The sequence below is a fragment of the Streptomyces sp. 1222.5 genome (assembly GCF_900105245.1).
Taxonomy (GTDB): Bacteria; Actinomycetota; Actinomycetes; order Streptomycetales; family Streptomycetaceae; genus Streptomyces; species Streptomyces albidocamelliae.
The window spans coordinates 152,700-164,498 of sequence record NZ_FNSZ01000002.1 but is presented as its reverse complement, the minus strand read 5'-3'; the positions used below and the strand labels follow the sequence as shown (position 1 = coordinate 164,498).

General features: G+C 70.4%; 10 protein-coding genes and 1 pseudogene. 7 read left to right on the top strand and 4 right to left on the bottom strand.

Features of this window, described 5'->3' with window-relative positions; all coding sequences use genetic code 11:
- Nucleotides 1–15 precede the first annotated feature (15 nt).
- From BLW57_RS40220 to BLW57_RS40200, 5 genes are read left to right on the top strand one after another with little or no spacing between them, the layout of a single operon-like run.
- The gene (locus tag BLW57_RS40220) at nt 16–1,152 is read left to right on the top strand and encodes a fatty acid desaturase family protein (RefSeq protein WP_093481263.1); all 1,137 of its coding nucleotides are present in this window, start codon (nt 16–18) and stop codon (nt 1,150–1,152) included.
- On the top strand, nt 1,149–2,117 hold the full coding sequence (locus BLW57_RS40215; protein WP_093481262.1) for a proline dehydrogenase family protein: 969 nt from the start codon (nt 1,149–1,151) through the stop codon (nt 2,115–2,117). The genes BLW57_RS40220 and BLW57_RS40215 overlap by 4 nt, the downstream gene beginning before the upstream one ends.
- Nucleotides 2,118–2,161: 44 nt before the next feature.
- Nucleotides 2,162–3,346: an aminotransferase class V-fold PLP-dependent enzyme gene (locus tag BLW57_RS40210; protein WP_093481261.1), complete on the top strand. Its 1,185-nt coding sequence runs from the start codon at nt 2,162–2,164 to the stop codon at nt 3,344–3,346.
- Nucleotides 3,343–6,393: an AMP-binding protein gene (locus BLW57_RS40205; RefSeq protein WP_093481260.1), complete on the top strand. Its 3,051-nt coding sequence runs from the start codon at nt 3,343–3,345 to the stop codon at nt 6,391–6,393. The genes BLW57_RS40210 and BLW57_RS40205 overlap by 4 nt, the downstream gene beginning before the upstream one ends.
- Complete coding sequence (locus tag BLW57_RS40200) at nt 6,390–7,583, top strand: cytochrome P450 (protein WP_256339899.1); 1,194 nt, start codon at nt 6,390–6,392, stop codon at nt 7,581–7,583. The genes BLW57_RS40205 and BLW57_RS40200 overlap by 4 nt, the downstream gene beginning before the upstream one ends.
- A 204-nt stretch (nt 7,584–7,787) precedes the next feature.
- Here the strand turns inward: BLW57_RS40200 and BLW57_RS41060 are convergent, their stop codons facing one another.
- Complete coding sequence (locus BLW57_RS41060; RefSeq protein ID WP_093481259.1) at nt 7,788–8,054, bottom strand: hypothetical protein; 267 nt, start codon at nt 8,052–8,054, stop codon at nt 7,788–7,790.
- A gap of 806 nt (nt 8,055–8,860) precedes the next feature.
- Here BLW57_RS41060 and BLW57_RS43255 point away from each other — a divergent pair.
- Nucleotides 8,861–9,259: pseudogene (locus tag BLW57_RS43255) on the top strand (hypothetical protein); the annotation flags it as partial.
- Nucleotides 9,260–9,318: 59 nt separating this feature from the next.
- Nucleotides 9,319–9,480, top strand: a complete 162-nt coding sequence (locus tag BLW57_RS42850) for a hypothetical protein (RefSeq protein WP_256339898.1) — start codon at nt 9,319–9,321, stop codon at nt 9,478–9,480.
- A gap of 69 nt (nt 9,481–9,549) precedes the next feature.
- On the opposite strand, the gene BLW57_RS40185 is transcribed toward BLW57_RS42850, so the two are convergent.
- The 3 genes from BLW57_RS40185 to BLW57_RS42845 form a co-directional block, all read right to left on the bottom strand.
- On the bottom strand, nt 9,550–10,377 hold the full coding sequence (locus tag BLW57_RS40185; protein WP_101377129.1) for a Crp/Fnr family transcriptional regulator: 828 nt from the start codon (nt 10,375–10,377) through the stop codon (nt 9,550–9,552).
- A complete protein-coding gene (locus tag BLW57_RS40180) occupies nt 10,377–10,667 on the bottom strand; it encodes a hypothetical protein (RefSeq protein WP_143051672.1) in 291 nt (96 codons plus the stop codon). Before BLW57_RS40180 ends, BLW57_RS40185 begins: the two co-directional genes overlap by 1 nt.
- Nucleotides 10,668–11,249: 582 nt before the next feature.
- On the bottom strand, nt 11,250–11,528 hold the full coding sequence (locus BLW57_RS42845; RefSeq protein ID WP_256339897.1) for a DUF4913 domain-containing protein: 279 nt from the start codon (nt 11,526–11,528) through the stop codon (nt 11,250–11,252).
- Between the last annotated feature and the right edge of the window lie 271 nt (nt 11,529–11,799).

The window sequence follows — 11,799 nt, the reverse complement described above, 5'->3', positions numbered from 1 at the left end:
GATCGAAGGACTGGTATGTCTGAAATAGAACAGTTGAACTTCGACCGCCTTGCTCCAGCGGTGAGGAAGGACCTCAGGGAACTCTGCCGCCTCGACAACCATCACTGGCTGCTCGGGGTGCTATTCGAATACGCGCTGGTCGCCGGATCGGTGGCGCTCTGCGTCGGCGTCTCGTACTGGTTCTACCCGTTGGCCCTGGTCGTCATCGGTTCCGTGCAGCGCTTCCTCGCGCACTTCCTGCACGAGTCCAGCCACAAGGTGCTGGCCCGCAACAAGACCGTGAATCTGATCGGGGGTTCTGTGCTGTCGGGCTACCTGGTGTGGCACCTGCACGGCCCCTACCGCAGCTCCCACGTCGGCAATCACCACCGCAACCTCGGTGACGCCGACGCCGACCCGGACTACCAGTTCCACATCGAGTGCGGCCTGTACGACACCCGCCGCACCGACCGGCACTTCTTCCTGAGGGAAGTCGTCCTGTCCGTGCTGGGCCTTCGTACCTTCGCCTACCTCGGCTACATCGCCCGGGAGCGGGTGTTCTGCGACAGTTCCCGGATCACCGTGTCCGTCGCGATGCCGCTGCGCGTCGAACGTGCCGTACTCCTCGTCCAGTGGGTTCTGATCACCGGCGTCTGCGTCGGGTTCGGGGTGCTGCCGGAACTGCTGCTGTTCTGGTTCGTCCCGCTCTTCACCACCAACGTGGCCATCGGCTGGCTCGCCGAGCTGTCCGAGCACTACCCGATGCCGGAGACCGAGCACCAGCAGGTCCTGCTCACCCGCAACCGCCACGGACGCTTCCTGGAACGCTTCCTGATCAGCCGGCACAACGACCGCTACCACCTGGTCCACCATCTCAACACCGGCATCCCGTACTGGAATCTCGGCCGTGCCCACCGCGTCCTGCTGCGCGACCCCGGCTACGCCGCCTGGGACGGCCTGTGGGCCGGAGCGTTCACCCGCACTCGCTCCCGGCGGGACAAGGAGACCGTGCTGAGCTACGCCGCCAAGTACCGGCAGTGGCGCAAGGACGGTGGCGACCCGGCGGCGAGCGACCGCACGTTCGCCCAGCTGATGCTGCTCGCGGCCACTTCACCGGTGTCCGCGCCCTCCCTCGCACTCGACTCCGAACGACACACGAAGGTGGCGTCATGACCTCCCAGACCTCGTCCCGTGCGCTGACCGAAGCCGCCGCCCGGGGCCTGCGCTCCCTGGCCGCGGACGACCGGTGCCGCGAGGCCTTCACCGCGCCGGGATCCCTGCTGCAGAACCTGCTCTCGCCGGCCGCCCACCGCTACGTACTCGCCGCCGGGCGGGAGGAGTTCCTCGACCATCTCGCGACCCTGCGCGCCAAGGGCTATCTGATCACGGTCGAGTTCGTCGGAGAGGAGAACTCCGACCCCGGGCAGATCGAGCAGGTCGTCCAGGAGTACCTGGCGCTGCTCGGGCACGAACCGGTGCCGGAACAGCTCGGCTTCGACCTGTCCAACGTGGGCCTCGCGGTATCCCGGGACCTCGCCCTGCGCAACACCGCGCGCATTGTGGAGGCCGCCGCCGACCGGGGCTGCACGGTGGTCCTCAGCATGGAGCGCTCGCCCACTGTCGACACCGTCCTCGGTGTCTACCGGGAGCTCGCCGAGCGGTACGACAACATCGGGATCACGCTGCAGGCCCACCTGCACCGCACCGAGCAGGATCTGGCCGCGGTGGCGGCACCCGGGCGGAAGGTGCGCCTGGTCAAGGGGGCCTTCCAGGAGGCTGCCGAGGTCGCGGTGCGCCGTGGCCCGGCTCTCGACGAGCGCTATCTGCGCTTCGCCGAGGAGCTCGTCGGCCGCGGGGTGCGGCTGAGTCTGGCCACCCAGGATCCGGCCGTGCTCGCCGCGGCGAAGCACAGCGGGCTGCTGGACCGGGTGGCCGAGATCGAGATGCTGCACGGCGTCCAGCCCCACCTGCTGCGCAGCTACCGGGAGGCCGGTCACGCCTGCCGGATCTACGCCACCTACGGCGAGAACTGGTGGCTGCACCTGCTGCACCGCCTGGCCGAGCACCCGCCCATGGTGCTGACCGCCCTCGCGGACCTCGGCGACGACACCGCACGGGCCGTCGGGGCCGACTACTGACACGCAATCGATCACCGAAGACACCAGAACGGGGTGGACCAAGCATGCATGGTGGACGGACACCGCACGACACGGACGGCACGCAACGCCGGCTGATCCATCTGAACACGGCCGGAGCCGGTCTGATGCCCGAGACCGTCCGGGCGGCAATGACGGCATGTATCGAACGGGAGGCGGCAACCGGCTGTTACGAGACCGAGGAGTTCCTCGACGACGTCCTGCAGGGGGAGATCTACCAGCGGCTCGCCCGGGTGGTGGGCGCCCCCGTCGAGGACGTCGCCCTGTTCGACAGCGCGACCCGGGCCTGGTGCGCGGTGGTGCCCCGGTTGCGGCTCGGCCCCTCGGACACGGTCTGGGTGACGCCGTACGAGTACGCGGGCAACCTCATCTCTCTGTTCTCCCTGCGGGACCGCACCGGATGCCGCATCGAGGTCATCCCGACATTGCCGGGCGGCGACCTCGACCTGGACTGGATGGCCCGCTCCATCTCCGACCGGGTGGCCCTGGTGTCGGTGACCCACATCCCGTCCGGGTGCGGCATCGTCAACCCCGTCGAGGAGATCGGCCGCATCCTCGCGCCCCACCGGTGCTTCTACGCCGTGGACGCCTGCCAGTCGATCGGCCAGGTCCCCGTGGACGTGGCCCGCATCGGATGCCAGCTGCTCACCGGGGCCGGACGCAAGTTCCTGCGCGGCCCGCGCGGCACCGGGTTCGCGTACGTGGCGCCCGAGCTGCGGCAGGCGCTGGCGACAGACTTCCACGACCTGCACGTGGCGCATGTGGACTCGGCCACCGGTTACCGCGTCACCGGCACCGGCGCCCGCACCCTGGAGCTTGCCGAACGCACCAGCGCGGCGGTGGCCGGACTGAACGCCGCCCTCGCCCTGCACGAGTCGGGCACCCCGTTCGAGCACAAGGAGCAGTTCCAGGCGCTGCGTTCCACCGTGGCCCGGACGCCCGGCATCGAACTGATCGCCCCCGGGGAGGTCCAGTCCGGCATCGTCTCCTTCCGTCACCCCGGTCTGCCGGCCGACCGGATCCGCCGCGGCCTCGCCGAGCGAGGGATCAACGCGTGGAAGATCGTCGGCAATCACACGCCGCTCTACATGGCGCAGCGTGGTGTGGACACGGCCGTCCGCGCCTCCGTGCACTACTACAACACCCTGGAAGAGATCGACGCGTTCGGCCGGGCCTTGCACGAGGTCGTCGCGAGCGGGGCGGCGTCGTGACATCCGCCGGGGACGCGCAGACCCTGCACGCGGCGGTCCGCCGGCACGCCGAGGAGCGGCCCTCGGCCCTCGCGGTGGTGCACGGGGACCGGACCCTGACCTACGCCGAGCTGGACGGCACCGCCGACCTGTGGGCGGCGTCCCTGGCGAGCCGGGGCGTCGGCCCCGGCTCGCTGGTCCCGGTGCTGCTCCCGCGCAGCGCGGAACTGGTCGTGGCCGTCCTCGCCGTACTCAAGACCGGCGCCGCCTACGCCCTGCTGGACCCCGCCTGGCCCGGCCGCCGGCACCGGGAAGTCGTCGCGCAGCTCGCCGCGCCGGTCCTCGTGACCGGGCGCGGCGTACCGGCGCCGGACCTCGGGGCACCCGTCTGGTCCGTTCCCGACGCGACCGCCGCGGGGCCGGCCGGGCAGTCCCCCGGCTTCCGGCCGGCCGAGGTGCCCGCCACGGCAGCCGCCTGTGTCTTCTTCACCTCCGGCACCACCGGCCGTCCCAAGGGCGTCGTCGTCCCGCACATCGCGACCACCCGGCTCATGCGGCCCGGCACCTTCGCCCGGTTCACCCCCGGCACCGTGATCCCCCTGGCGGCCGCGGTCCCCTGGGACGCCTTCTGCCTGGAGCTGTGGGGCGCGCTCCACAACGGCGGCACCTCCCTCGTCGTGGACGAGCCGTATCCGACCGCACAGGTCCTGCGCGACGGCGTGGGCACGCACGGCGTCGGAACCGTGTGGCTCACGGCCGGCCTGTTCAACATGATCGTGGACGAGGACCTGGAGGCCTTCACGGGACTGCACCAGGTCATGACCGGCGGCGAGCGGCTCTCCGTGCCCCATGTGCGGGCCTTCCTGCGGCGCCATCCCGGCATCGCGCTCATCAACGGCTACGGGCCGGTGGAGAGCACGGTGTTCGTCACGACGCACCGGATCACCGAGGCCGACTGCGACCTGCCCGACGGCATCCCCGTCGGCCGGCCCGTCCCGGGCACCACCGTCCACATCGTCGACGGCGAGATCTGCGTCGCAGGTGACGGGCTCGCGCTCGGCTACCTGGGCGACCCCGCACTGACCGAGGAGAGGTTCCCGCACCTGCGTCTGGACGGGCGGCCCGTACGCGTCTACCGCACCGGAGACCTGGGCCACCTGGACGAGGACGGAGTCCTGCACTATCGCGGCCGCAAGGACCGACAGGTGAAACTCCACGGCCACCGGATCGAACCGGCCGAGGTCGAGCGGCAGATCGAGCAGCTGCTGCCTGCGGTCAGCAGCTGCCGGGTGGTCGTACGCCGTGACGAGGCGGGTACGGCCCGCGGTCTGGTAGCCGCCTGCGTGCCCGCCGACCCCGGGGACCCGCTGGACGGCGCCCTGGACGAACTGCGCCCGCTGCTGGTGCGGTACCAGTGCCCGGAAGTCCTGATCGGTGTCGCGTCCTTTCCCGTGACCGCCAACGGCAAGGTGGACGAGGGCGCGTTGCTGCGGTTGGCGCGGCCCGGCCCCGCGGCACCGGCCGCCGCGGTGGCGGCGCCGGATGCGTCCGACCCCCTCCTCCACGCGGTCGTCAGCACGGTCGCCTCCGTGCTGGGCACTGGGGGCGTATCCCTGGACACGCCGTTCACCGCACTCGGCGGTACCTCCTTGGACATGGGGCGGGTCTGTGCCCGGCTGGCCGCGGAACTCGGGCGTCCGGTGCCGGTCTCGGCGTTCTACCAGCACCCGTCCGCGCGGGCCCTCGCGCAGTGGCTGCACACCTCCCAGCCGGCCGCCGGGCCGGCCGCCACCCCAACGGGTGACGTACCGCTCACCCCGATGCAGACGGTCTACCTCACCCGCCACCTGTTCGATCCGACGGACCGCACCGCGCACTGCCCCGTGGTCTGGTCGGTCGAGGGCGAGTTGGACCTGGATGTCCTGGAGGCGGCGGTCGACCGCGTGCACCGGCGCCACGAGGTGCTCCGGTGCGTCTATCTGATGGACCCCGAACCCGTCGCCCGCCCGGTCGACGTGCCCGCGCCCGTGCTGGAGATGCTGCCCGCCGCGCCGAACGCCGAGGCGGCGGTCTCCGCCCTGCGTGAGGTGCTGGGCGAGCCCCTGGAACTGGCCGAGGCGGACATCTGGCGGGTCGTCCTGGTGCCGCTGGAGTCCGGGCACGGCGCCGTCCTCGGCTGCGTCGTCCACCACATCGCCTTCGACGGCTGGTCGGAGGCGGTCCTGGCGACCGACCTGGCCAAGGCGTACAACGCCCTGCGCGGGACCGCGGACACTCCGGCCCCGCTGCCCGCTCCCACGGTTGCGCAGACCCACGCTCTGCGCACCGCCCGCCTGGCACTCGCCGACACCGACCGGCAACGGGACTGGCTCGCAGCCCAGTTGCGGGACGTTCCCGCCCTGCGCTGGCCCGGTGCACCGGCCATGGCACGACCGGCCCCGCCGGGCCGCTGCGACACGGTCCTGGATGCCCGGGACGTCGCCCGGCTGGACACGACGGCCGCCGAGGCGGGCGTCACCCGGTTCGTCGTCCTGCTGTCCTGCTACGGCCGCCTGCTGGCGGCCTTGACCGGCTGCAACGACTTCGCCGTGGGCGTTCCTGTGGCCCAGCGCCACCACAGTCGGCTGGAGTCCGCTGTCGGCTGCCACATCGACATGGCCTGCGTCCGGCTGCGCGGTGAGGCCCTCGGCGACGAAGCCGGCGCCCTCGCCGCAGCCGCCCGCGCCGTGGCCGGGTCCTTCGCCGCCCAGGACGTGTCGTTCGGCGAGGTCGTCCGTCTGGTGAACCCGCCCCGCGGCAGCCGGTCCCCGCTCTTCCAGACGCTGTTCGTCCTGCAGGACAACGCCACTCCCGACCTGGCACTCGACGGTCTCACGACCCGCTTCCTGCGCCCGCCGTACTTCGACATCCCCCTCGAGGTCCAGACGGAGGTCTGGCCGCTGGCCGACGGAAGGCTGCGTCTGGTGGTCAACTACCGCCCGGACGCCGTCTCCCACGCCCTGGCCCACGACCTCCTCAAAGGCCTCGCCGACTCCGTCCGCATACTCCCGCGAAGGGCCCGGTCGTGACCATCACGGTTCCTGAGACGACACATCTGCTCGATCCCCGGTTCCACGCGACCGCCGGCCCGCACGCCGTGTGGCGCTGGATGCGCGAACGCGATCCGGTGCACTGGCACGAGCCCGGGCTCTACCCGGGGTTCTGGTCACTGACCAGGTACGACGACATCCGTGCCGTGTCCCGGGACGCCCGGGTCTTCAGCTCGGCCCAGGGCATCGTGCTGCGCCCCGTCACCCATGGCGCCGACCCTGGCGGCGGCCGCACCCTGGCGCTCACCGACCCGCCCCGGCACAAGGCGCTGCGCTCACTCGTCGCCGACTGGTTCACCACCCGTTCGGTGCGTGCGCTGGAGGACGCCATGCGGGACGCGGTGCGCGCCGTACTGGCCCGCGCGGTGGAGCGCACGGAGTGCGACTTCGTCACCGACATCGCGGCGCGGCTTCCGCTGTACGTCATCTGCCGCCTCATGGGTGTGCCGGCCACGGAGCAGGAGCTGCTGTTCTCCCTGGCCAGCAAGGCGTTCGCGGCCGGGGACCCGGAGGCCCGCAGGGCCGCGCACCAGGAGATCCTGCAGTACTTCACCGAGCTGATGTACCGGCGCATGGCCGAACCCGAGGACGACCTGGTCAGTGCTCTGGTGACGGGGGAGATCGACGGTGAGCTCCTCTGCGAGGAGGACGTCCTCCTCAACTGCGACAACCTCCTCGTCGGCGGCACCGAGAACGTAAGGCTGGCCGTGTCCAGTGGCATGCAGGTGTTCCTCGACCATCCGGACGCCTGGGAGTCGCTGCGCGCCGACCGGGATCTGCTGCCCGCGGCGGTCGAGGAGGTCCTGCGCTATACGTCGAGTGCCACCCATGTCCTGCGCACGGTCACCGAGCCCGTCGTCCTGCATGGCCGACAGCTCCGGGCGGGAGAGCGTGTCGCGGTGTGGCTGCCGTCCGCCAACCGCGACGAGCGCGTCTTCGACGATCCCGACCGTTTCGACATCACGCGCCGGCCCAACCGTCATCTCGCTCTGGGCGCGGGCGAGCACTTCTGCATCGGCAGCATGCTGGCCCGTGCGGAGATGCGTGTCTTCTTCGATGAACTGCTGACGGCCGTGGGGAGCGTGGAGCAGACGGGCCCGGCGGTGCCGGTGGAGTCGATCGTGGTCAGCGGGCTGGAGCGGTTGCCGGTGCGACTCCGGGCGAGGTGAGCGGCGGACCGCCCCGCGCCATGGTCGCTGCATGCCCCCGGACCCGGCAGCCGACGCCGTACGCGAGGAGCGGCTGGTGCGGGTCGCCGGTCTGGAAGAGCCGGCCCGTCGCCATCCGCGCGCAGCCGCCGCCCAGCACTACCGGTTCTGCATGGCCGCGCGCCCGTTTTCGGACCCGCCACCTGCCGGGGCGCCCTGCTCCTGCTATGGCCGGCCGGTCGTTGCGCGGGCGTCAGCCACCGCGAACGCGCCCGCATGATGCATGCCATCCATCGCATCAGCGGCCTGCTCAGGGCCGCCAGGGAGCCGCCCGCCATCCCCGATCAACCACGGCTGCTGCGCGTCTACGCCACCACCGAAGCCACCGGCGTTGTGGTCCGGTGGATACCCGTACAGCCGCGCCACGATGGACACGCGCCGCACGGTCGGTGCTACGGCCAGGCGGTACGGGCGCAATGCCAGCTGGTCCACCAAGAAGTCCTTCCGGATGGGGTGATGCGTCGAGAGTGCGCGACATCGGGCGGAGCGTGCCTGCCGGCCCCGGCCCCGCCTCCATTCAGCCCTGACCCACCCACGCGGAACCAGTGCCTCCACGCGGAAACCACCACTACGTGGGATGCCGAAGCGCAGCATGAAACGCCAGCTCACAGGCACTCAGGGCTCACGTCGGTCACAAACCGGCCAACCGCCGTCCGTCATCAGCCGCACAGGGTCGGCAGCGCAGAGATGCCGGGCAGCCGTTCTGACACAAATCGCGATCCCGGCCTATGGACAGCGCGACGGCCCTGACTGCGGTCGTGGCTCTGATCGTCACCCAGTGAGGGGGTTGCGCCGCTACGGGCATGCTCCTCGGACCGCATTGGGGGCGACCCGCCGAACGTTGTGCCGAGTCAACGGATTCCGGGCCATCAGGCACCGCTGTTGTGTCGGCACAACGAAGGCGGGACTTAGGTGCGGACGCTGTCGAAGCGCACGGGCCCCACTCCTCCTTCACAGGGGCGGCGACACCACTGACAGAGGGGGAATCCGCCGCGGCCGTACCGGTAGGTCTTTCGCTGGCAACTGGCGCAATACCCGCCACATGGGCACGGGCGTTCGAGACTTGCGCGAGGCCCCGTCCCGCTGTCAGTGCCGGAGGTCGCCATCTGCATTGTGTCGACTCTTGACGACCGCCCCGATATCGACGCGCTCAGCTGCTCTGGCTCTACACGGAACGTGGCCCTGCCGGGGTGGAAGACCTGGTGCGGGACGCCGCGAATCAGCCCTGCCACACACCGATGGCCCCGCCCGGACCTACGGGCAGAACGCTCGCGCTCCCGGGCGACGACGGCCGCTTCCACCTAGAGCGCGCAGGCTGGAGCCATAAGCAGCACTGCTGCTGGGTCGAGACCGAGAACGGCCCGGCGGAGTGGAAGGGCGGCCTAGCGCCGGCCGACACGGCCTGGCGCTCCGTCACCTCCGAGTGGGCCGTGCACCCTGTCGGCCCGGCTGTGGACCCAGGTGGCGTCGGCCGCGGCCTCCGCTGCGCCGGCGGCCGGTACACGCTGCTCCACCTGTGGCCGCTACCGCCGGCTCGCACCGCGTCGATCCGGCGTCTGCGGGCCGCCTTGGTCGAGGCGCTCGGCCCCGACTGCCACCAGTGCGGGCTGTACCCCGGAGCGATGGTCGACCACGACCACCAGACGGGGCAGGTGCGGGGTCTCCTCTGCCGGTACTGCAGACGCGTGTTGGAGCAGTGCCCGCACCTCAGCGGCTGCCCCGGGCCGAGTACATGGCCGCTCCCCCGGCGGCCGGCCTGCGCCTGCTCTACCCGGCCAGCATGCAGTGGCGCCCCAAGGAGTCGGCCCGACGGGACAAGATCGAACTACTGGGATTCGACCCCTTCGAGGGGCTGTAGCGGCGGAGTAGGGCTTCCAGCAAGGGCGGCGGGCCCCGACTACCACGAGGTGGGCCGGGACCCGCTCCCTCAATACCAGCTCCGTCTACCCGCGATCTCTTCCAGCAGGGTGCGATCCTGAATCTCATAGACCCGGTTCCGCCGCCGCTCTCCCGGAGAGGGCTTCCACAGGACGCCCTCGGCGCGGAAGCTCGCGATGATCTTCTCTACCGTCGCTCGCGCAAGGCCCAGGGCGTCCGCGATGTCGGCCTGGGTCGGCCCCTCGACGATCCCCCCGGGAATGGGCCGGACTACCGACTTCCCGTCCTCCCGGGACCTGGTCCTGATCACCGGGCCTTCCGCAAGGGAAGCCTGCGACAGGTACAGCAGGAGCCGGGCTACCCGGGAAGCAGGGCTCTCCTTGCAGACGCCGTACACGTCCTCGGTCACCCGGTGATGGGCGGTGATCAGGTGCATCACACCGAGTGCAAGGTCGGAATGCTGAAGCATCAGCATCCGCAGGGCATCGGGCGCGATGCTGATCACCGCAGTCCCACTCGTCAACGAGTAGCCGCGAGAAGGGGGGAGAGCATCACTCGACTCGTACCAGTAGCCGAGCACAGCCCCTTCACCCCACAGTCGGACCTTCCCGTCGGCGTACTCCTCCCTGACGCTGCCGGACGTAACGAAGACGACGTTGTAGATCTGGCTGCCGGTCAGGAAGAGACGCGTGTCGACCGGCCCGTGCCGCAGCGTGCTCTGCTCGAACATGCTCGACACCGCGAGCTTCGACACCTGGGACCAACCCGGCACGTGCTCGTCACTGCGGAAGAGCTTGTCGACGGCCCGAGCCCTCGGGTGCCGCACGCGCCGTCCACGATCTGCGACGAACTTGCCCGTAGAGGTCGCCGCGTCCATCACAGCCCCTCGGCGCTGGACTGCGCCGGCCGCGTCGGGACGGTCGAAGGGTGCGCCGTCGGGGGCGTCGACGCCGAGGCGCTGGAGGCGACAGCGTTCGGCGCTACCGTCTGGATCTGCGACCCTCGCGAGTCGGTCAGCGTGGCCACGATGGGCTTCAGTGCACCGACCAGCGTCGCCACCGCCAGGATGACGGCGACGATGCGGGCCGGAGTGCTGGACAGGCGAAAAACCGCGCAGCAGGCCACGGCAAGCGTGCCAAGAAAGATGACCGAGATGGTCAGGTTCATGCTCAAGGCGAGTCTCCTTACTGACTTACGTCAGCCAGGTCTCGCGAGAGGGCCGTGGGTGGTTAGCCCAAGCCCTCCCGCGAGAAACGGAATTGACTGCACCGGTAGTCGCGAGCCTTGGTGAGGGGCCCCTATCGGCTTAGCGAAAAATCCTACGGCATGGCGACAGCGCGACGATAATCCGGGAACACATCAATCTTCCGTTGCGCGCGAGGAACTGACAAAGGCTCACTTCGGCGTACCGCGCTTGTCAGCACACCTGACCGCCCTGCGCGACGCTGGTCCTGACATAGGTGAAGCCCCGCCGTTGGGCGGGGCTTCACCTAAGAGCACCGGGGCCCCAAGGGAACCACCCCTCAGGCCCCAGGGGAACCACCCCCGGGGGAAACCCGGCAATGCTGATGCAGCCAATTCCATGTAGCTACGCGAGTCAGCGACCTCTAGATAACCGTCAAACCAGCCCCGATAATCCCTCCCAGTAGGGAGACAGGCGCTTTGCGGTGACGGAATCCCTCCTGGTAGGGAGTATCGACGCCGCGATATTCCACATGGAACACCATCCAGCATGATCACGGTCCTTCTTCAGCCGTCGGCCGTGCGCCAAGCGCTGGGCGCGAGGCCCGGCATCCGGTGGATGACCTTCGTGTTCGCGCTTGGTGCCTCCGGCGCAGGGACCGCCGGAGGCGCGCAGCTCTCGCATGCAGGGGTCGAGGTGGGGCCGGTGTATCCACAGGTCGCGGGGTCGGTCAGCTCTTGCCAGGCCAGCCATGCAGCATGCAGGCGGGCGACGGCCACGGGGTACTCAAGCCACAGGTGACACCAGCGCGCGTCACTGCTGGGCTCGGCAAGGTAGCCGGGCACGAGGACACCTTCCACCCACTCGACCAGGGCGCGGAGTTCCTCGTCGTACTGCGGCGGGTCGAGCAGCAGGATGAACGGCGGGTACTCGGCCTCCTCCTCCGCCGGCGTCGGGGCCGTCCGGCTCCTCCCTGCCGTCGACCGGTGTGTCGCCCGGGCCGGTTCCGGCGGTCTCGGTGAGCGTCCTCAGCTGGGCGGTGGGCTGCGCGAGTTGAGCTTTGAGGTCCTCAACGTCCTGGAAGAGGCGGACGGGGACGTCGAAGTCGGGCTGGCC

Bases quoted from the DNA above. Each gene is read 5' to 3' on its own strand.
- BLW57_RS40215 (WP_093481262.1), top strand. From the start codon at position 1,149: ATGACCTCCCAGACCTCGTCCCGTGCGCTGACCGAAGCCGCCGCCCGG.
- BLW57_RS40180 (WP_143051672.1), bottom strand. From the start codon at position 10,667: ATGAACCTGACCATCTCGGTCATCTTTCTTGGCACGCTTGCCGTGGCC.
- BLW57_RS40210 (WP_093481261.1), top strand. From the start codon at position 2,162: ATGCATGGTGGACGGACACCGCACGACACGGACGGCACGCAACGCCGG.
- BLW57_RS40220 (WP_093481263.1), top strand. From the start codon at position 16: ATGTCTGAAATAGAACAGTTGAACTTCGACCGCCTTGCTCCAGCGGTG.
- BLW57_RS40185 (WP_101377129.1), bottom strand. From the start codon at position 10,377: ATGGACGCGGCGACCTCTACGGGCAAGTTCGTCGCAGATCGTGGACGG.